Below are 22,449 nucleotides of genomic sequence, written 5' to 3'. Positions count from 1 at the left end.
TGCATTTATTGGATGCTGATAAAGACCTTCGGTAAAGCAGATGATGTCTTAGTGCTGTCATGATACACTGCCAATGACCTTATAGAAAGCAAGGGTGAGCGGCGTGGCGTACAAGATTCTGGTGGTAGATGACCATCCGTTTATCAGGTTGGCGTTGCGTACAGTGCTGACTCAGGCGGGGCATGAAGTGGTAGCCGAGGCGGACAACGGTGTAGAAGCAATCAGTCTTGTTCGCCAGCACAATCCGCAACTTGTCCTGCTTGATGTGACGATGCCGAAACTCGATGGCATTGCGGTCATCGACCGGATCAAAAGGCTCGAGCTGCCAACACGAATCATTATCCTTACTTCATTGGCATCAGAGTATTACGCGCTGCGCTGTATCAAGGCGGGGGCGTCAGGATTTGTGTCAAAGACGGATGACTTGGGTGCTGTTTCCGAAGCCATCAAGTCGGTAATGAAGGGCGAAATTTATTACCCTGAAGAAGTCAACGTTTCTACCCGTAAAAGCGACATGCTGGTGGGTGAAATGGAATTGATAGGCTCACTCTCCGATCGCGAACTTTCGGTGTTGCAGCAGCTTTCGAGGGGTATGAGCAACAAGGCGATTGCAGAAAACCTCATGCTCAGCAGCAAGACGGTCAGCTGCTATAAGGCCCGCTTGATTGACAAGCTGGGTGTCAAGTCGGTGGTCGATCTTGCCGACCTTGCCCGGCGCAACAAGTTGATCTGAATCGGGCGGTAATCCTCACAGGTGCCAGGCCGTTCGTGTCCTGGCCATTCTGACAAGTCCAAAGCGCTGCTCACGATGCCTCGTCGTGGCACCCAGCAAAACGTCAACCGTATAAAGCACTAAGCCCTTGGTGCACTCACCGCTTTCAAACGTGTCGTGGCGGCCCCTAGGCTTGCGGCGCCGTTCATGATCCATCAGTGCGATTTATTCGTGACCTTCCGATGTTGGGTCAACGGCTAGTGCTAATCATTATCTTCAAGCGTTAGCTCGTGCAGCTTAAGACTTTTCTTGCAGACGCCAGCACTGCTCTCCTAGAAACTGAACCTGTTGCTTCCAAACAGAAACCTATATGCCCAGGATCTGGGCGTTGGAAAGATGGATTTTGCAAAAGGATGTTCGGTTTTTTTGTTTGGGAGCACGCGTTTAGATTGGGCGGCAGAGCAAGTCTGTCGATTGAACTTATATATGGAGAATTCATGAAATTTAAAACGCTGCTAACTACTGCGGTCACTACTGTTTTGGGTGCCGCAATTATCCTGCCGGCCCACGCTATTGATGGCACCATCACATTCACCGGTTCAGTCGTGGCTACTTCCTGTACCATCAATGCCCACAGTGCCGGTGCGGCTAGTGCCACTGTGAACTTGACCTCAGCTCGATTGGATAATCTGGACGAGATGGGCGATACAACTGGCGACACCAACTTCAATATCGTGCTGAGCAACTGTACTGGTACTACTGGCGGTCAGCGTGTGGCGGTAAATTTCGAGTCGGGGGCCACCGTCAATCCCCAGGGTCGCTTGAACACCACTGGCAGTGCAACCGGTGTACAGCTAGCCATCTACAACCGGGACAGCAACAACGCGCTTATGCTCGGCCAAGCTCCCGCCGCCGGTACCGAAAACATAACTAGCAACAGCGCGACTCTGCCTTACACCGTCAAATACCATGCAACCTCTGCATCACCTACTGCGGGCACAGTGAGCTCCAGCGTGAATTACTCCATCGCCTATTTTTAAGCCCTAAGCCGGTGGGCCGCTATGGCCCCCGGCTGCCAACATACACATTTATACACGCTAGGAGATAACCGATGCGACCCTTCAAATTTCCTTGGCAGTTGCTGTCTGGATCAATCCTTTTAGGTAGCCTGTTTACCACTCAGGCCCAGGCTGCCATCGTGATCAGCGGTACCCGGGTGATCTATCCCTCCGACCAGAAGGAAGTCAGCGTCAAGCTTGATAATACCGGTAAAGTTCCTCTTCTGGTGCAATCCTGGATTGACGACGGTGATCAGCGCAGCACACCGGATACTTCCACGGCACCGTTTGTCCTGACCCCGCCGATTGCCCGGGTCAATGCGGGCCAGGGGCAGACCCTGCGGGTACGCTTGACTGGCCAGCAAAAGCTGCCGCAGGACAAGGAATCAATATTCTGGCTGAACGTACTGGAAGTTCCACCTACGGTCGAAGATGGGCAAAACAAGCTAAACATCGCTTTTCGCAACCGGATCAAGCTGTTCTATCGTCCGGCCGGACTGAAAGAAGAAATAGAGCAGGCTGCCCAGAAGATGCAATGGCGGCTGAAGAACAACGCGGGCAACTGGGTTCTCGAAGGGGTCAATACCACGCCTTATTTTCTAACATTGAACTCAATCAAAGTAGGTAATGCCAGCGCTGAGTTGAACTTGGCAAGCAGTATGTTCGCACCGGACGAGCGCAAGACTCTGCCACTCAAGGGCGCCTACTCCCCATCGGGCGGCAGCCGGATCGAGGGGGGCGTGATCAATGATTATGGCGGCATCAGTAAGTTTGAGTTTCCTGCTGTATTTTAATGCGCGTTATCAATAATTTCGTGCAGTAGCCGAGCGTTCTGCTCTTATCATTGGCGGATCGCTGTTTGTAAGTTGCCATTAGGTGGCGAGTTCTCTTGTAATTCAATTAATCATTGAGGCTTTTGTCTTCGTGGCGTTTCCTCGTGGGTATAAGAAAAGCCTCGGAGCTGTGGTGATCTTAATGAAGTCGAAGGTCAAAATTCGGAGTGCGCACAATAACTACAGGCGTGGGAACAATGTCAGTACCCCTCGGCGCGTTAATCTTTTTTGCTTGAAATCGTTAGCCGTTGCGGCCCTGCTTGACAGCTTCGGCATGACCTCCACGGCCTTGGCGCAAGGGCACGCCAGCCCCTCGAGCGAATTCGCCAACTTTGACAGCAGCATGTTGATGGGCGCGGGCGCCGGCTCGCTGGATGTCGAGCGCTACAGTCGGGGAAACCCGGTCGAAACAGGTACCTACAGTGTTGACCTCAGTATCAACGGCACACCTGCCGGGCGCTTCGATATCACGTTTATTCCTGGTGCGACAGCGCACCAGGCCAAGCCCGAGCTGCCCCTGGCGCTGCTGGAGCAACTCGGTGTCGATACCGATAAATTACCAGCGGGTGCCGGTGCTGAAGCGGAATCCAGGGATCTGTTCAGCCGCATCGCCGATGCGACCTATCACTACGACAGTGCCGATCAGCGCCTTGAGTTAAGCGTACCGCAAGTGGCAATGCTCAACCGGCCCCGCGGCTATGTCAGCCCTCAGCGTTGGGACAGGGGCGTTAACGCTGCATTCGTCAATTACAGTGTCAACGCTTACCAAAGCACTAGTCAGGGCAGTCAGAGCAACTCGGCGTATGCCAACTTCAATGCCGGCGTCAATCTGGGCATGTGGCGTTTGCGCCAGCGTTCGGCGCTGAACTGGGACAACGCAACCGGCAAGGCCTACCAGGCCGTTACCAACTACGCGCAGCGGGATATCGATGCCCTCAGCTCGGAATTGACGGTGGGCGACGTGTTCACCGATGGTGAGCTGTTCGATTCGGTAGCGACACGGGGTGTTCAACTGAGCACTGACGATCGTATGCTGCCCTACTCGCAACGTAGCTATGCCCCTGTTGTGCGTGGCGTGGCCGCCACCAATGCGCGTGTCACCGTGCGTCAGAACGGTTTCATTATCCAGGAGACCACCGTCGCCCCGGGTGCATTCGAAATCACCGACTTGAACCCCGCCAGCCAAAGCGGTGATCTGGAAGTCACGGTGACTGAAGCCGACGGGCAGGAAAAGCGCTTTATCGTGCCATTCTCGTCGGTCAGTCGCTCGCTGCGCGAAGGTACTTCACGCTACACGGCAACAGTTGGCCAGGCTCGCAACCTTGCTAACGGCAGCTCGCCCACCGTTGCCCAGGCCACCTACCAGCGAGGCCTTAGTAACCTGGTGACCGGCTACGCCGGCATATCAGCCTCCGAAGGCTATACGTCAGCACTTCTGGGCGGTGTGTTGAACAGCGAATACGGTGCGATAGGCGCAGACATTACCGCCTCGAAAACCGACCTCGCGGGCAAAGCCTTCACCGGGCAATCGGCGCGGGTCACTTACAACAAAGTGCTGCAAAGCACGGGTACCAACTTCACCTTGGCCGCGTATCGCTATTCCACTGACGGCTATTTCGGTATGCGCGATGCACTTGGTGCCCGCGACCAACTGCAGCAAACAGGCGACGGCAACGCGGACGCTTTCCGTCATGCTCGCAGCAGAGCTCAATTGAACGTCAGCCAGCGCATCAACGATAGCGCCCAGCTGTATCTCAACGCCTCAGTGCAGAACTATTGGAACAGCCCAAGTAGTGACAAGCAGTTTCAGTCAGGTTACAGCCACACGTTCAGTTGGGGCTCTGCCGGTGTCAGCTCCTCGCGCACTCAGGATATGCATGGCGGGAGCTCCACCCAGTACATGGTCAATTTCTCCATGCCCCTGGGCTCGGCCAGTGCCCCGAATCGCGCTCATTTGAGCGCCAGTGCCACCTCCAGCAGCGATGGCAGTGCCGACCTGCAAAGTACGTTGAGTGGAACCCGCGGCGAAGACCAAAGTTTGAGCTACGGCATTTCGGCCAGTAGCAATCGTCCAGGTAGCGGTAAGAATTCCAGTACCACCAGCGGTAACCTCCAGCTGCGAACGTCGGCGGCCGATCTCAGTGCTTCGCTCAGTAAGGGTAGCGACTTCCAGCAGGCCTCACTGGGGGGCAGTGGCTCGGTGGTCGTCCACCCGGCCGGCATCACCTTTGGTCAACCGTTGGGTGACACCATAGCCATCGTTCATGCCCCTGAAGCGGCTGGCGCGACGCTGACCAATGCCACGGGTGTGAAGCTCGACCGCAGTGGCCAGGCAGTCGTGCCCTATCTGACGCCATACCGGGTCAACAACTTGGGGCTCGATCCCAAGGGTATTTCCGATGACGTTGAATTGCAGAGCACCAGTCAGGAAGTGGTACCGCGCAGTGGCTCGGTGGTCATGGCCCGGTTCAAGACAGTTACGGGCAGGGCATTGCTGATCAATGCGCATCAGGCCGATGGCAAGCCATTGCCCTTTGGAGCCAATGTCTACGATGCGGACGGCCGGACGGTTGGCGTGGTCGGGCAGGGCGGGCAGATATTCGCCCGTCTCGGCAGCGACCAGGGCACGTTGTGGGTCGGCAGCCATGGCAAGGAGTCAAGTCAGTGCAGCATGACTTATCGCCTCAAGCCGAGAGAGACGCATCCAGCGAATGCAGAATTAGAGCGAGTCGATTTGCCGTGTCGCAGTTAGGGGCGACAGCTTTGAGAGTAGAGGCTGAGAGAGGGGGCGATCGGGTAGTGTTGGATGGCAGAAAGTCAACTTTTACTTTGTGCGTAGAGTTAGAGTCGTCGTATCACGCAGCAGTCAAATAACGTAAATTGGAGTGTTGTGATGGAAATATTAAAGTTAAAATCTTTTAATTTAGTAGGCTTTGTTATTTTGATCGGACTGGTAGTTGAATTTAGCTTCCCCAATCATGCATTGGCTTGCAGTGGACTCTTTAATTCGGGCAATATGGTGCCTGCGACTATGAGTTTAAATATGGGCACGAGAGACGACGGGGTCACTCTGTTAGGTGGATGGTCAAGTAGCAATAACGCGTGGCTCCGGCAGATTGATTGCGCGCCCCTCCGAGTACTTACTGCTACCCCAACTTCAATTCAGGATCCATCGGAATTTTGGATAAATGACGGAGGTGTGAACTACGATGTGTATCCAACAGGGGTTGACAATATTGGATACTACATGGTTGTCGTGGATGACGCTGGAAATTCTCTTGCTCTTGGGCAGGCTCGTCAGATCCAGGCTGAATTAATCCGCACCTCCGTACGGGTCAGATTTGTCGCCACAGGCCCGTTAAATGCTGGCTCTTATCGTCTTCCCTCACTGCAAGTTTTACGGGTGAATATGATATTGCCTGGAATAGACATTGTTGAGCGAGTGATATCCTATCACGCAACTACTGTGACCGTCACCGGTTCAACCTGTACGGTAATCGCTGCGGACCAGAATCAGACGGTAGTGCTGCCCGCTGTTTCCAGTAGTAGTCTCCAGCGCGTAGGTTCAACCGCCGGCTCACAAAGTTTCACGATGGGCGTAAACTGCCCTGCAGGCGTTGCCCTGCATGCAACCATGACAGATGTTAACGACCCAGCTAACAGGAGCAATGTTTTGACGCTTGCAGCGGAGTCAACAGCCGCGGGAGTTGGCCTTCAAATTACCGCAACAGACAGGGCGAATGTGGTGTCATACGGTCCTGACTCGCGCGTTGCAGGCAACACGAACCAATGGCTTGTCGATGGTAATGCTAATTCGCCTGCGACCAACTACCGAATTCCTTTTACGGCAAGGTATGTGCAAACAGCAGAAACTGTGCGGCCTGGAACGGTTCGCGCGCGATCGACAATAACGTTCTCGTATCAATAACACCTAGCGCATTTGACAACGACGGGCCTGTTGTTTGCCGCTTGATAATTTAATTACCCTTTTGCGCGATGCCCAGGCAGCGCCACGAGGATTCATCGCGCCCGAAAATCAGGATCTGAACCTATGAAAACAATGATACTTGGCAAATCTCTAGCGCTCGCCAGGCGTGGTAAAGCTTCATCTGCCTGCATTCTGCTGCTGGCCGCTGGTTGCTCACATAATTCGGATATTCGATTTGATCGAAATCATGCCAATGGAGTTACAACCAAAGACACTAAAGCTTACATGTTCTGCATAGAGCACGCACTCGGGAGTGGTACAGAAACGTTTGTCGTGAAGAGCAACGACACAATCAATCTATATGTTGGCAGTGCTGATCCCAATACCGCAGCAGGGCTTGTCGAACTCGCTCGCGGCAACACCCAAACCACCTACACCGTTTACCAGCGGCATGCGTGGGTCGACAAAGGCAGGTTGATCGATACGGCACAAGGGTGTGCAAAGGACTGAGGTGTGTGGCAGGTGGCGTTTCATGGTAGGCATTGTGCCGCCATGATGGCGCTTTAAGGTGGGAAAAGGCAAAAAAAAAGCCCCCGGTGGCGTAATACTGTTTACTTAAGTCTTTTGGGGCTGCTGTGCAGCCCGTCGCGGGACAAGAGCCCGCTCTCAAATGGAGGGGCTGCCGAGCCTGAGTGCACAGGCTGGCTCGGCCTCTGTAGGAGCGGGCCATGTCCCGCGATGGGGCGCGTAGCGGTCCCGGCATCTTAAGTTACAACATTACCCCAACAGCGGGGGAAAAGGTGTTGATGAGGAACAACCATCCCAGTTTCACCCAGAGCAGTACTGGCGTCTGCAAGAAATTTCTTAAGTTGCACAAATTAGACCGATGGGCTTAGATGCACCTCACAACATCGCAAGTGAACTATTAAGTTTTATTTAAAGCCTTTCAATCCAAACTGTGATTATCAATTCACAGTTAACAACGCAGAATTCGACCGTGCCTCCATGTTCCCTTGATCATGTAAAGAGCGGTTTATGTCAGCGAATTCTGCAACACTCTTCTCCCAGGTTTTATCGCGTGCTCTGGTATGACGGGGCGAGCGCTTCCTCTTTCTGCCAAGGCGGCCGAAGTCCACTCGGCGCTGGCCTGTTGCCGGCTGCTGTTGCACGTGTGCCAGGGGCGGGTACCACAAGCCGAACAGGCGGTGACCGGCTCGGACCTTCGTCGCGCGGTCAAACACTACGGGCAGTGCGCCGGCGTCAATCTGCGGCTCGAGCGCTTGTCGCTGCGCAAGCTCACGCCGAAGTTGTTGCCGCTGGTCTGGCGCACCCAGGCGGGGGACTTCGTGCTGCTCGCACGCCTGTCTGATGCCCAAGCATTGATTCAATCGCCTTCGGCCAGCACCCCCGATGTGATCGAGCGCACGCAATTGACCGAACAGTGGAGCGGCGAGGTGATCCGTCTTCGCCAGGGTGGCCTGCGTTTCGATCTGTCGTGGTTTGCTCCAGAGCTGCTGCGCCATCGTCGGGTGTTGACCGAGGTGGTGCTGTGTTCGTTGCTATTGCAGGTACTGGCCCTGGCGACACCGTTGTTTTTCCAGGCGGTGATGGACAAGGTCATGGTGCACCGGGCCCTGGCGACTCTGGATGTTCTGGTCATTACGCTGGTGGTGGTCGGGGTCTTCGAGGTGTTGCTCAAAGGCTTGCGCGAATACCTTTCGGCGCACACCGCCAATCGCATCGATATTGGCCTTGGCATCAAGCTGTTCCGTCATCTGTTGGGGCTGCCGCTGCTGTATTTCAAGCAGCGCCAGGTGGGCGCGATAATCACCCGGGTTCAGGAACTGGACAGCATTCGTGAGTTCCTCACGGGTTCCCTGCTGACGCTGTGCATCGATGTCGCCTTCACCCTGGTGTTTTTTGCGGTCATGGCCTGGATTTCATGGCCCTTGACCTTGTTGGTGATGGCGACGCTGCCGCTGTATGTGCTGCTGGCCTGGATCAGCACCGAGCCGCTGGAGAAGCGCATCGAGCGCCAGTTCCAGCGCTCTGCCCGCAATACTGCCTTTCTCAACGAAACCGTGAGCAGCGCCGAGACCATCAAGAGCCTGGCAGTAGAGCCGCGCATGCAACGGCGCTGGGAGTCCCAGACTGCAGAGATGGTCGAGGCCGGCTTCGCCAGCCAGACCTTGGGCAGCTCGATCAGCCAGGCGGTGACCCTGCTGCAGAAATGCACCGCCGTTGCGGTGATCTGCTGGGGCGCAAGCAAAGTTATTGGCCTGGAGATGAGCATCGGCCAATTGATCGCCTTCAACATGATGCTGTCTCACGTCAGTCAGCCGCTGGCCAAGTTGATCGAGGTCTGGCAGCAATTTGTCCAGGTGCGGGTATCGGTGGACAAACTGGGCGACATGCTCAACCTACCGGTCGAGCAAATGCCTGGCCAGCAGCGTCCGCTACAACCATTACGAGGCGAAGTGCGTATCGAGCAGTTGGTGTTCCGCTATCGTCCCGACCTGGAACCTGTGATCAAGGGGTTGGACCTACACATTGTAGCGGGTCAGACCCTGGGGATCGTCGGGCCGTCCGGCTCAGGCAAAAGCACGCTGACCGGCTTGCTGCAAAAACTCTATACCCCTGATGCCGGACACATTCTGATTGACGGCTTGCCCCTGCAGCACCTGGAGCCGACGTGGCTGCGCAGCCAGATTGGCGTGGTGCTGCAGGAAAACTATCTGTTTAACCGCAGCGTGCGACAGAACATTGCCCTGCGTCACCCCACTGCCTCCCTGGAAGCAGTGATCGCCGCCGCCCGCTTGGCGGGTGCCCACGACTTTATCCTGCAACTGCCGTTGGGCTACGACACGGTGCTGGCCGAAGCCGGCAGTTCGCTGTCGGGTGGCCAACGCCAGCGCATCGCCATTGCCCGCGCACTGATGGGCGACCCGAGCATCCTGATTTTCGATGAGGCCACCAGCGCGCTGGACGACGAATCCCAGGCATTGATCCAGGGCAACATGGCGCGGATCGCTGAGGGGCGCACGGTGATCATCATCGCTCACCGATTGTCAGCAGTGCGCCAATGCCAACGCATTGTCGCCGTTGAACAGGGGCGGATCAGTGAGTCGGGCAGCCATCTTGAGCTGCTCGCCAGCGGTGGTTGCTATGCACGCCTATGGGCGCTGCAGCAGGCGCTGCGCAAGGAGGAGGCATGATGCGTTGGTCATGGTTGAGCATTCCTCGGCAGGTTTGGCGCGCGTTGTGCCAGGCGCCTGCCGCACTCAAGCGCAGTCGCGACGAATACGAGTTTCAGCCTGGTTACCTGGAAATTGCCGAGCGACCGCCAGCGCCTTGGGCGCGTGGCACGGCGATGGTGTTGATGGTGTCGATCGTACTGGCGCTGGCCTGGGCGATTCTCGGCTTTCTCGACATTCACGCCAGTGCCTCCGGCCGCTTGATAGTGCCTAGCCACACCAAGGTGATTCAGGCCCATGAAGCGGGTGAAATCGGTGCGATCCATGTCCGTGACGGGCAACGGGTCAAAGCCGGTGACGTGTTGGTGGCGTTGAACCCGATCGGCGTTGATGCCGAGCTGAGCGAGCTACGCGCTCAGCTGGCGTTCAAACGCCTGGAGCTGGCCAGGGCCCAGGCACTGCTGACCGATGACCCACTTGGCAGCTATCTGCCGCCACCAGGTCTGAGCCCGGAGCAGTCGATGGCAGCCCGTGCGCAATTGGCAAGCACCTGGAAAGAAATCAGCGCCAACCTCGACAGCCTGAATGCTGAAATGGCCATCAATCAGGCCGGCCAGCGGGCTCGCCGTGTGGAGATTGCCGCCTTGGGCAAACTGGCGAGCAATGTCCGGCGGCGCCTCGATGCACGCCGGGCGATGGCGGCCGAGCAACTGATGCCCCAGGTTGAACTGCTGGAGCAGGAAAAGGAGCAACTGGAGGTTGAGCGCTCGCTGGCTCAACAGCATGCCGAACTGCAGGTGTTAAAGGCCGAGGCGCGCAATCGTCAGGAACAGCGCGACAGTTTTCTGGCCCGGACCCAGCGCGAGCAGCACGACCTGCTCCATCGCACCGAGCAGGACATTGCCATTCTTGAACAGCAACTGATCCGCGGGCGCGACAAGCAGCGCCTGCAAACATTGCTGGCACCGGTTGATGGCGTGGTTCAGCAATTGGCGGTGCATACCCTGGGCGGTGCGGTACAGCCAGCGCAACAACTGCTGGTGATTGTGCCAGAGGGTGCGGAGCTGGACGCCGAAGTCATGGTGTTGAACAAGGATGTGGGCTTCGTCAGGGCTGGCCAGCTAGTGGAGATCAAGGTTGATGCGTTCCCCTATACCCGTTACGGAACCTTGCGTGGAACGGTAATGCATGTGTCTGGTGATGCCATCAAGGATGAGCAGCAGGGCTTGGTGTTCCCAACGCGCATCCGGCTGGAAAAGGCCGCTATTGCCGTGGACCAGGGCTGGGTGCCCTTGCAGGCGGGGATGACAGTGACCGGCGAGATACGCACGGGAGATCGGCGGGTGATTGACTACCTGCTGGGCCCGATCCAGCAGTACCAGTCCGAAGCCTTGCGGGAGCGTTGAAATGACCAGTGCATTTATCCACGCTGACGACGATACAGCGAACACCCTGGATACCGGCCTGGAGGCCTTGGCGTGGGCGGCACGGCGTTTTGACCTGACCCTCACGGCGGCACAGCTGCGTCACCGCCTGGGCCGCGTCGAGGGTATGGCCGACAGTCTTGACCTGCGCCGTTGTGCCGGCTGGGTCGGTCTGAGGGCGAGGGCCGTGCGCAGCAGCGTACAACGCCTGGAACACCTGCCGTTACCCGCCTTGCTGGATACCGCGCACGGTTGGGCGGTGCTCGATGCAGTCGAACCAGAGCAGGTCACCCTGTTCTGGCCGCTGGAGGGTCGCTGTCAGGTTCTGCCCCGCGAAGATTTGGCTGAGCTGTGGCAGGGCGAAGTGCTGTTGCTGGCCGAACAGCACACCGGCTTGAAAGCATCCGGTTTCGGCATCGCCTGGTTCTGGCCCTCGATCCTCAAGCATGCACGGCAGTTTCGTAGCGTGTTACTGGTCTCGCTGATGCTGCAGTTGGTGGCCTTGGTCACGCCGCTGCTGTTCGAGAACATCATCGACCGGGTGCTGGTCAGCCGGGGTCTATCCAGCCTGCAAGTATTGGGCATTGCCCTGCTGGCGTTGGCGCTGCTCGAGCCGCTGTTTGGCCTTCTGCGTTCCTGGCTGTTTTCCAACTTGGCCAGCAAGATCAACGCCGAGTTGTGCGCGCGCTTGTACCAGCATCTGGTGCAGCTACCGCTGAGCTATTTCCAGCGTCGTCAATCGGGCGAGATCATTGCCCGGGTCGGCGAGATGCAGCAAATCCGCCAGTTCCTCACCGGCTCGGCGCTGACTTTGGTGCTGGATCTGGCCTTCTGTAGCCTGTTCATTGCTGTGATGTACAGCTATGCACCGCTGTTGACCTGGGTGGTGGTCGGTTCGTTGGCCTTGTACTTCCTGTTTTGGTTGTGCGTGGGCCCGTTGTTGCGCAGCCGGGCACTACGCGAGTACGAACTGGGTGCGGCAAACACGGCCTTTCTCACCGAGACCGTGACGGGCATCGAAACCATCAAGACCGGTGCCACCGAAGGTGGTTTCCAGCAGCAGTGGCAACGTCAGTTGGCGGCGTATGTGCGGGCTGCGTTTCAGACGCGCATTGTCGGCATCTGGGCCGGGCAGGGTATTGGTCTGATTCAGAAGCTGACCGCCGCGCTGCTGCTGTGGTGGGGCGTGATGCTGGTTATGGATGGGCAGTTGACGCCTGGCGAACTGGTGGCTTTCAACATGCTGGCCGGCCATGTGGTGGAGCCGATTCTGCGGCTGGCCCAGGTCTGGCAGGACTTCCAGCACACTCTGATCTCGTTGCGACGCCTGGGCGATATTCTCGACACCGAGTGCGAAAGCGGTAGCGGCGGTCTGGCCTCAGTGCCCGCGCTGCAGGGCGCGGTGAGTTTCCAAGGCGTGCGTTTTCGCTATGACGAAGATGGCCAGGAGATCCTGCGCAACCTCAACCTGGAGGTACAGCCAGGGGAGTTCATCGGTATTACCGGGCCCTCCGGCTCGGGCAAGTCGACCCTGACCCGCCTGCTGCAACGCCTTTATGTAGCGCAGCACGGCCGGGTATTGGTGGACGGCATCGACCTGGCCATTGCCGACCCGGTGGCACTGCGTCGCAACATGAGCGTGGTGCTGCAGGAAAGTGTGCTGTTCGCTGGCAGCATTGCCGAGAACATACGCCTGTGCCGACCCCAGGCCAGCGACGCCGACGTGCACGAGGCGGCCACTCTGGCCGGTGCTGCGACCTTTATCGAGGCGCTGAGCCAGGGTTATGACACCCAGGTCGGTGAGCGCGGCGGCCAGCTTTCAGGCGGCCAGCGTCAGCGCATAGCCCTGGCTCGGGCGCTGCTGACCAATCCCGGAATCCTGTTGCTGGACGAGGCCACCAGTGCCCTGGACTACGAGTCCGAGGCGGCGATGATGGCCAATCTGCAGCAAATCGCCCAGGGCCGCACGGTCATCAGTGTCGCACATCGCCTCAACACGCTGCGTCATGCCCAGCGGATTCTGGTCATTGACCAAGGCCAGGTCATCGAGCAAGGCAGCCACGAACAGCTGCTCGCTCTGGACGGGTTATATGCCCGGCAATGGGCCTTGCAGATGAAGGATTGAGTCTGCGACCCACTGACAGCAGGAGGACGCACGAACCAGCCATGTCGCCCCACCCCTGATACCCGCATCGCCAGACAGTCCTTCGCAGAATGAAGGACTTCGCTTAACAACAGACAGAGGATCACTAGCCATGGCTTTTATGTCCAAGGACTTTCTACGCCTGCTCAACACCCTGATCGATCGTCAGATCAAGGCCGCAGGTCGCCAGACCGAATGGTTCAATATGAGCGCCGAGGAGCGTGCCGCCTATATCCAAGAGGTCGGCGAACGGCTGCTGGACATGCAAAAGAGCACCCTGAGCGTGCTTGCAGCTCAGCATTTTCAGATGCAGGAAAACCCCGTGTCGGTCGGTGACCACCTGCAGGCGTTGCAGCAACGACGGCTGCAGATGAAAGGTTTACCTAAAACACCGGCGACCAACGCTTACACACAACAACTGGACCGCGAAATACTGCTGTACAGCCGCCAGCAGATGGCTATCACGCATTATGACAAGACCTGGGGCAAGGCCCTGGCGATTCTCAATCCGGACAGCTCGAAGCCCCTGAGTGCGCTGACTTTGAGGGAGAGCGCGAAGATCAAGCTGGCCAAGCTGGATCTGCGCATCAGTAAACTGGAGCAGCAACTGAGCAAGCAGATTGCCGATTCCACCTTCAGCCAAACCTACGTAACGCTGTTCTCCGAGCTGCAGGCTTACAAGGACGTCAGTGCCCGCTACAGCGCCTTGCTCAACGCACCCGCTGCACAGGAAGCCACCGCTCTTGGTGCGCTGACTAACGCACCCCGCGCGTCTGATGATCAGCCAGTGAATATTTCTCTGCTGATGATGGAGGAACGTCCCGGCTACATTCGCATGAACGTCGCATTGGTCAATGCCAGTTCCGATGGCCGCTTCAAGGACATGTTCCTGGAAAACGGCAGGTTGGTAGTCGCTACCGACAACGTCCTCAACTTCTCCTTTGGTACCGCCGCGCGCTCCCTGGCTTGGCAGCAACAATACCGGCTCAAGAATGAGTTTCCGTCGGCTCGCTCGGCGACCTATACACCGATTCGCTCGGTCTTGGTTAAAACAGAATTTGTCGAGAAATACTTCGCCAACCACCTGGTGTCGGAGACCTGTTTGCGTGAAGGCTTCAAAGCACAACTGCTGAGTAATGGTCGCAAGTTGCTGCTGACCAGCGTTGACCGCAGGGTGCCAAACCAGATCGGCATTCAGGTTTCTGGCCAGGCATTGAACACCGTTGCCACTCGTGAAGTGCCGTTGGCAACCGCCTTGAGCGATCTGATCAATCAGTACGCGGACATCAGCAGCTTTCAGACAATAGGGTTGGAGGACTATCGCCACAGCAGTTACAACCCGGACCGTGATGGTCAGTTCGTCAACATTCACGAACTGGAACGCTCGGTTGGTTTCGCCGACACGCAGTACTTGCTCGAAATGCTTCAAGACGGTCGCTACCTGTCCGCGACGCCCTTTGGTGTGATGAGTACTGATGGCGACAAGGTCACTAGCAGTCACTTGAACAAGGCACAGACAGACGCACTTTATAAGTACAACAGCGACTTTTTCGCGAAGTTGGAACAACTGCGTGACGGCGGAGCCACGGCCAGTCGCTTGTTTGAAGGCAGCAGTGAACGTGTGGCGTTCGAGCAACAACTGTTGCGCTTGCTCGAGCGCAACCACATGACGCCGGCAGGGGTGTTATCGCCGCAGTACACGCGTAGCAGCCTGCGCGACATCAAAGGCAATAACCTGAACAAGGTGCTGTGGGAGCAGGCGTTCGCCGCGTCGGTGTGGCAGAGCCCCGACAATCACCCGCTGTTATTCAGGTTGGCGGCGAATCTGGTCAAGGACAAGAAAAGCGTGGCCAGAATCCTTAAAGGCGGCTACCTGCAGAGCGATGTTGCTCAGGCCAAGGTGCTGCTGGCACCGCTGTACGAAGAATGGCGAATGCGGGCAATCGACGCGGAGAACCAGCGAGTCGCTACTGCCAATGCTGCACCGCATCCAAACAACCTGAAACGAGAAGTCTTTGATCGGGTTGCAGTCGAGCAATCGCTAGACAGCAAGTTACTCACCCTGCTGCTGAACGGTCCAGATAGTCTTGAGAGCGCTGATGCACACCTGCGCCCGGAAGTTGAGGCGGCGCTGTCGAGCACTGAGGGCCGGAGCCTGCGCAAGCAAACCTTGTTCCATGCCTTGCGACCTGTTGCCGATAGCTTTTCCAAGGCGGCGATCCCGGTCAACCCTCATACTGCGCTAACGCCAGAAGGTGGTGGCGACAAAGTCATCATCAACAACCGGCTGGATCAGCCCGACCCGTATCTGATCCTCAATACCCGCGCGGAAGGGGAGCCGAACGGCGACGGTTCGTCCCAAATCAAAGACGACAAGTACCGCAGCTACAATCAGTTTCGCCCGGACCCCAAGAATCCCGCCACGCGCTATATGAATGACCTGGATACCCCGTTCGTCGGTGGCATTTCCGGGACCACCCAGACGGTCAGTAATGTCTTGCCGGAACTGTTCGGTGGCGCGTTGAACGTCAAGCAATACTGGCAGTTCCAGATGGCCAATGCCGCTTTCATGATCCGCAATGGCTACCACTCCTTTTTCGAGACACTCTACGTCGCTGCACGTTATGAACCGCAGGAGGAGGGGAGTATTGGCAAGGACCTGTTGCGCATGTTCGACCAGTACCGTGCTGAAGGCAGCCACCGAGCATTGCAGGGTGAACTGTATGAAGGGGTGATGGCGCGTATTCTACCGATCATCAATGAGGGCTTACCTGTCGCTGAGCAGTTCTACCCACCGCGCTTTACCAATATTGGTCCAAGACCCGCGCTGCTGGGACAGGCAGCGAAGGACTTGGAGCTCAAGACCGGGATGGCGCTTGAGGGGGAGGGATATGGAGCCCGTCAAGGCAGCGCTGATATCCAACAGTTCGCTGCCGATCCTGAACAGTTCGCGAAAACGCACGTCCTCAGCGGCGAGGCACTGATTAAGTCTGGGCGCCTTCCGGCTCAGGGCTTTGCCAAGTTAGTGAAGGTTGCAGCGGACCTCTATGAGATCGAATATGCCGAGCCTGTTGCCGAAGGTAAATCGGCTAGCCATGCCGACCGTGTGGCGGCATATTTTCTTGGCTACAACGGTCCGAATCAGGCCAGTAAATCCCCCGCTTATGTGGACATTCCCAAACACGCGGCCCCCGGCAGCTTTCTCTTCACCGCCACACTGTCAGGCGGCTCGCTGATAGTCACCAGCCTGGACGCAAACACCTATCGGGTTTACCACGACGGCCGGGTCAACAGCTCGCTACTGTACGACAACGTGGTGATGGCGATCGACTTCAAGGATTATCAGGTACCCGATACTGCCGAGGGGTTGGCTTCGGCGTATATGCAATACGTTGATGGCGAATGGCAGCTGGCATGCCAGCGTCAGGAATATCAGCGAAACGGCAGAAGCCTCTCGCCGAAGCTGCGTGATGGTGAGCAAGCGCTTTCGATCCAGGTTGCCGCAAGCCAAGTGCGGGAGCGCAATCAGGCTGAGTTCAATGCTTACCGCGAAAAGATTCATCAGCAGTTGAGGAAGGTCGCAAAGTTGTTCGGGGTGTCTGTCGAAGGGGTGGCAGATGGTGTCTATACAGACGGCGAGTTTTCCTCCCGGCATCCGGCAATTGCTGCTTGGAATCGGCTGCGTGAAGCGGTCCAGGCCAAGGTCAACGCCGACATTGAGCAATTGGCGGATAAGCGTAATCAACTTCACAACACCAGACGCAGCTCACGCAACAAGGCACTGATCGATCAGCAGCTCAAGCAACTCGACCTGACTGAAGACTTCTACCGGGCACAGTACGACTCTGTATTGCGCGAAGCGGCCTGCGTAGACAAAGCCTGGCTCTGGCAGCAAATCAAGGCTAAAGCAGGCACTGCTGCCGTAGTAAGGATTGACGATACCGCAATCCAGGGTGGGGCAACCGAGCGCACCGACAGTGTGGGCGAACGTTACGCGATCGCCGAGGCCTATCAGCGTGGAGCACTGGGCCCCGGGTTTACTGAGGGCTTGCGCAACTTCCGGGATATCGCAATTCCCGGTTTGGACGACAAGATGTCAGTCCTGGAGATGAAGCGTCTGTTTCTCGACGGCCAACTCACCCTTGAGCAACAGGGGGCCTTGAGTGGTCGTATCAGTAAAGCGAGCCAGGCCGAGTACATCGATAAAGTGCTGAGCCGCACGGTACTGTTCAGCGAGGACTTCCATCGTGCTGGAAGCACCTTCAGCCTGCTGGCACCGCAAGATTTTTATCTGTCGCTGGTTGGCGACAAATCCGGTGGGCGTTGTTATCCCTTGGTCAGGGCCATGGCGGTTGCGCTGGCCAGTGGTGGCGAGGACGGTGTAATCAGCCTGGTGGAAAAACTGTTCGTGGCCGCCGCCGATCCGCAAGCGGGCAGCTCTACGTTACTCAAAAACAGCTTGGGCAGGCTTCACGCCAATGCCGACGCCGTTGAGGCGTCAACCGAGCTGGGCAAATGCACTGTGACCGAGGTGGTTTCCCGACTGGCTGATACGAGCAAAACCTCGATGTTCGCGCTCAACACCCAAGGGCACTCGATGCTGGTGGGGAGCACCGTAGGAGCCGAAGGGCGTCGCTACTACTTCTATGATCCGAATGTCGGAATCTTTGCCTTCGACAATACAGCCAGCCTGTCCGTGGCGATGGAGCGATACCTGATCGAGCGCGAACAGGCTGCTCATTATGGTTCGTTTGGCACCCGGTCGGCTCCGGTATTCAATCTGGTGCAGATCGATGCCAGCAAAATGGCCGAAGTGCCGGTGGGCAACGGCCTGAATGTTGCTGACCTGTCACGCGCTGATGAGCTGGTGAGCTCGATTGAGCAGCGGCGGCAGGTCGAACGCACACTGAGCACCCAAGCGCAGGCTATCGAGGACACCCACCTGCGCACGGCGCTGGTGACACTCGATGCCGAGCAGTGGGGAGCCCGATACCAAGAAGCATGCACCCTGCTTGCGCGGGAGGCGGGTCTTGACCATCACTGGATGCCGGTGATTGCCAATACCGAAGCGCAGAGCGAAGGCCAGTACCGGGTTCAGTTCATCAACCGTGATCAACCCGAGCAAACCCGCTGGCTGACGACCGAAGATGCGACCTTTATCGAATTCCGGCGTTTCGTCGACGAAAATCTGCAGATGCTGAGTCGGCACTTTACCCTTGAGCATGGCCAGATGCGGCCTAAGGGTGAGGTCGCTGAGGTCGCACCGGTGGACGGTTTGAACGCAGGCTTTGCAGTGCAGGCGCTGATCCAGTGGTTCGCCGACAGAAACCGCAAAGACGCCGCTCGCGGAGGGACAGCCCCTGATCTTGCTACCGCGCTGAAAGTGCATAGTTACATCAACTTTATCCAGATGGGGCACGGTACCGTCCAGGACGTGGCCAAGGTCACCGAGCTGGTCCGCACGGCACTGCGCGGCGAAGCGGTCGCTGCTGAGTCCACGCTCAAGGACTTCGCCTCCACCCTGGGACGTACCGCCAATGAAGGCGCTGGAGTGCTGTTGGGCGCAGCCATGGTTGGCTTGGATTCGTTTGAGCTGGCTCACGCCGAAAACGATATGCAAAAGGCCGTGTTCGGCACGCAGCTCGCCTTCGACTCGGCAAGCTTCGTGACCGGTATTGCGGGGGTGAGCGTCGGGCTGATCGGTGCCTCCACCGCCGCAGCAATGTTCGGCGGTTGTGCGGTGGTCCTGGGTGGGCTTGCGGTCGGCTTTACCGCATTGGCACAGGCGTATGGTGAGGTGACTGTGGACGCCCAGGCGGTGGGCCGCTACTTTGAAGCGCTCGACAGCGCATACAAAGGCCACGGTTATCGTTATGACGAGAACAAGCAGGTGCTGGTCCCCCTTGCCGGGGCAGTAGTGAAGACCGTTGACTTGCGCAACGGGAAAATCGACTTCGACAGTCAGTACATCTACCGCACGCATCACGGCAATACCGGTTCTGGAGCGATCAACTATTTCTTTTGGGGCGGCGACATGCCCGTGATGGTCCGCGATCGCAGTCAGGCGGTCGAGGTGCGCAGTGGCATCGGCTATGGGAGCCACCAGCCGCTCGCTCACAGCGATAGCCGGGTGGTTATCCTGCCGGGGACGCCCAAGTCCTATATCAGCTACGAATACCAGACACTTCCCGGCGCAACCAACCGCCATGATGGCGGCTTTGATGTGATTCGTCGGCTTGAGAACGACAGACGCTTTGACTACGACTTCTACAACTTTCCGGCCGAGTACACGATCCGCAAGATTTATCAGGAATACGTCGATACGCCGGTCGAGGTGCTGCTCGATCAGCGTAATCGGCAACTGGTAGTACCCGAGCTGCCCAATGAACTGCATGGCTACCTGCGCTACGAGATCAAGGGCGCAGGGGGCGAGTACCTGATCGGTCTGAACGAAGGCGTGCGGGTCAAGCTCAGCAGCGACACAGGCAGTGTGCCTTCGCGCTGGATCATCGATAGCAGCCAGCTTGCCAGCGATAGCATCAGCGTTTCGCACCAGCAGTTGGTGGTCGGTGGTGTTGTGGTGGAACTCGATCCGGCCCACAACGGTCGCGTACTAGTGGTCAATGCCAAGGGCGAGGTGCGGGAAGTCGATTTTGCCGGTATGACCACTCGGGTATTAATGGAGGACGCCAGTAAATGGCAGGTGCCAGGTCATCGCATCGAGCAGCACCTGAGCGACTTGGCCAAGGCTCATCAGCTGCAGGGTCAGTACGTTGTGGTGGAAAATTACAGCCATGAGGGACGCAATGTCGGCCGGGCCTACTACGATGTCGCCAACGATCGCATGCTGTTCACCAACACCGACGTGGAGCAGGCCAGGCATGCTCAGTTGGGGGCAGTGATCGGCGAATACGCTTACTTTTTTGACGCCGAGAACGCCACGGCGTGGCGGGTCGAAATCAACAGTGGAAAAGTCGATGCGCAGTTCGAACCATGGTTCAGTCAGAGTGCGGGCAGCATCAGCCGGTTGTGGCAAGAAGGGGATGTGGCCTACCTGACGCGCCGCCATGCGCTCAAAGATGGCAGTGTGGCCGAGCTGAGCTACCGGATCCAGGGCGATCGCATGGAACTGGTGAGTGCCGTTGGTGATGAGGCGCTGCTTCAGCTCTCGGCGAGCAATGGCCGCTATGGCGACGCGGTACTCACCATGCTCCACGGCTACAAGAGTAATGGCGCTGCGCGCACCACCCCACTCTATGGGTTGGGTGCGCGATCTATCGAACCAACCTCTGCCGCATTGATGACGGTATTTGGCACCGATGCGGCTGGCGTCGCGCACCGCTATTGGATACGGACCAGCGACGGCACCGTGATCAAGCCGAACCTGGCGCCACCTGGGGACAATACTCTACGTTTTGAGGCGCATGAGAAAAACCGCAGTGCCTGGCCTATTCCCGCTGATCTGGTGTTGGCGGGCAGCATGCCCGGCCTCGATGGCAACGAAGTGTTCTTTTTCTACAGCAAGGCGCAGAAGGTCCTGTTCCGTCAGGAGGGGCCGGGCCAGGCCGTGCTCGACTGCACCCGCCCGACAGCATTGCGGGTGACAACCCCAGCGTTGGCGAATGTGATCGACTTGAACGGCGTCCCGGTGCTGCTGACCGAGGACGGGCGTCTGGCGCGGATCAATGCCAAGGGACAGCTCAGCTACGAGGCCGTCAACGAGCATTGGCTCAAGGGGCGTAAAGCCTGGTGGCAAGATCTATCCGGTGTTGCTGGCCGCAGCGCAACCTTGGCCGTGTTTGGCGTCAAGGGCAGTGACGGCAAGAGCGTGCTGCCCGTGTGGTACCAGAACGGGCAGGTGGTGGTGGCTTCCGCACCGTTGCAAGGCAAGCCTTTGCAGTTTCTGGGATTCGAAGCGGACGGCGGCGCTGCGCGGATTTTCGATCCGGCGAGTGGCAAGCTCTATCGTCAACCTGCTTTGAACCCTTCAACGCTTGCCGACTTGTTTGGCAGCGATGAGGTCCTTGAGGTGGCGGCGCAACTGCCCGCTGCCAGTGAACTGGTGCCCAATCTGCATCTCAAGGCGGCGGAGCTCACTGACGCCGGATTACGCCTGACCACGGTCAAAGGCGAGATTCTGCTGCGCGACAACAAGGGTGAGTTGCAGCTGGTGGCGGTCGACAAAGACTGGCAGCAAGATAATCTTGCTCGTTTGCCACAAGCACTCACCGAGCTCGCCAGCCAGTGGCGGGCCACAGGTGTGCTGACTTTGTTGGGGCAAGACGCGCAAGGGTGGTTCGACGTCAGCAGTGGCCAAGTATTTTCTGGCAAAGGTGTCCCGGCCGAGGAGGGCTTGCGCTTCGTGGGAACCGCCACAGGGGCGAGGGCGGCCTATGTATACAGCCCGACAGACCAAGCCTTGTACCTTGTCTGGGCGGGCAGCCCGAAGAAACTCGGCCACTACACCGCTGTCGAGCGCGTGGGGTCGTCGTTGTTGCTACGAGGCGGCGGCTTGGCGGGTAGCCAGTACGATCTGAAGCCGCCGCTGATTGACGGTGTCGACAGTGTAGTGCTGCATGGCGGTGCCAATAACGATACCTACCGCCTCAGCCAGGAAATGTGGTCGCACTACCGCACTGTCGTCATCGATAACGATGACCCGGATCAGGCCCTGGACCGATTGATCATACCGGCAGCCGATGGAGAAAAGCTCCTCGTCAGCCGTCATGATGATGATCTGATGCTGACCGACTGGGAGGGTGGCACAACCTTGCTCGTACGCAAGGTATTTGGCAGCCAGGCGGCGACGCACCGGCACCTGCAAATCGAGCTGAAAGGTTCCGGAGCGGTGATAAGTATCGATCATCTGGTCGCGGGGTTTTCCCAGGTAGGGGCAGACAAAAATGCGCTGTTTGAGCTGTCTTGGGCTAACCAGGCGTCGCAATCGGCGGAGAACGCAGCGAGCCCCAACCTGACTAAGTTGAGCGGTGCGATGGCCGCGTTTGCTGATACCGGTGGTACCCGCGAATATTTGCCGCAAAACCGCCAGACCACGCATGGGGCACTGGTGCCTTCGATGTCTTGAGGTAGCACGAGAAACAGCAGGAGGGGCGCAACGCGCCTCCTGCTCCGTCCTCCGCTAGAACCATTCCTTTTG

The 22,449-nt window shown here is 57.8% G+C and carries 10 protein-coding genes; all 10 read left to right on the top strand.

The window, feature by feature from the left end; translation table 11 throughout:
- Positions 1-103 precede the first annotated feature (103 nt).
- The 10 genes from ACO6VD_RS15975 to ACO6VD_RS15930 all read left to right on the top strand — a co-directional run bounded on the left by ACO6VD_RS15975 (position 104) and on the right by ACO6VD_RS15930 (position 22,377).
- Positions 104-733 (top strand): response regulator, encoded by a 630-nt coding sequence (locus ACO6VD_RS15975; protein ID WP_422420439.1) that lies wholly within the window; start codon positions 104-106, stop codon positions 731-733.
- Between the two features lie 476 nt (positions 734-1,209).
- Positions 1,210-1,752, top strand: coding sequence for a fimbrial protein (locus ACO6VD_RS15970; RefSeq protein WP_422420437.1), 543 nt, complete (start codon positions 1,210-1,212; stop codon positions 1,750-1,752).
- A gap of 71 nt (positions 1,753-1,823) precedes the next feature.
- Positions 1,824-2,564 carry a molecular chaperone gene (locus tag ACO6VD_RS15965; RefSeq protein WP_422420435.1) on the top strand — a complete coding sequence of 247 codons (741 nt, stop codon included), beginning with the start codon at positions 1,824-1,826 and terminating at the stop codon, positions 2,562-2,564.
- Between the two features lie 313 nt (positions 2,565-2,877).
- Positions 2,878-5,355 (top strand): fimbria/pilus outer membrane usher protein, encoded by a 2,478-nt coding sequence (locus ACO6VD_RS15960; protein ID WP_422420434.1) that lies wholly within the window; start codon positions 2,878-2,880, stop codon positions 5,353-5,355.
- A gap of 141 nt (positions 5,356-5,496) precedes the next feature.
- Positions 5,497-6,531, top strand: a complete 1,035-nt coding sequence (locus tag ACO6VD_RS15955) for a fimbrial protein (protein WP_422420433.1) — start codon at positions 5,497-5,499, stop codon at positions 6,529-6,531.
- Positions 6,532-6,654: 123 nt separating this feature from the next.
- Complete coding sequence (locus ACO6VD_RS15950; protein WP_422420432.1) at positions 6,655-7,041, top strand: hypothetical protein; 387 nt, start codon at positions 6,655-6,657, stop codon at positions 7,039-7,041.
- A gap of 578 nt (positions 7,042-7,619) precedes the next feature.
- A complete protein-coding gene (locus tag ACO6VD_RS15945; RefSeq protein ID WP_422420430.1) occupies positions 7,620-9,746 on the top strand; it encodes a peptidase domain-containing ABC transporter in 2,127 nt (708 codons plus the stop codon).
- Positions 9,743-11,131 carry an HlyD family type I secretion periplasmic adaptor subunit gene (locus ACO6VD_RS15940; RefSeq protein ID WP_422420428.1) on the top strand — a complete coding sequence of 463 codons (1,389 nt, stop codon included), beginning with the start codon at positions 9,743-9,745 and terminating at the stop codon, positions 11,129-11,131. The genes ACO6VD_RS15945 and ACO6VD_RS15940 overlap by 4 nt, the downstream gene beginning before the upstream one ends.
- Before the next feature lies 1 nt (position 11,132).
- A complete protein-coding gene (locus ACO6VD_RS15935; protein WP_422420426.1) occupies positions 11,133-13,274 on the top strand; it encodes a type I secretion system permease/ATPase in 2,142 nt (713 codons plus the stop codon).
- Positions 13,275-13,413: 139 nt separating this feature from the next.
- The gene (locus ACO6VD_RS15930) at positions 13,414-22,377 is read left to right on the top strand and encodes a TcdA/TcdB pore-forming domain-containing protein (RefSeq protein WP_422420424.1); all 8,964 of its coding nucleotides are present in this window, start codon (positions 13,414-13,416) and stop codon (positions 22,375-22,377) included.
- Positions 22,378-22,449 lie beyond the last annotated feature (72 nt).

The organism is Pseudomonas sp. GZD-222 (assembly GCF_049310525.1).
Lineage (GTDB): Bacteria > Pseudomonadota > Gammaproteobacteria > Pseudomonadales > Pseudomonadaceae > Aquipseudomonas.
Note: the sequence above shows the minus strand (reverse complement) of the source record. Positions and strands in the feature narration are given on the sequence as shown.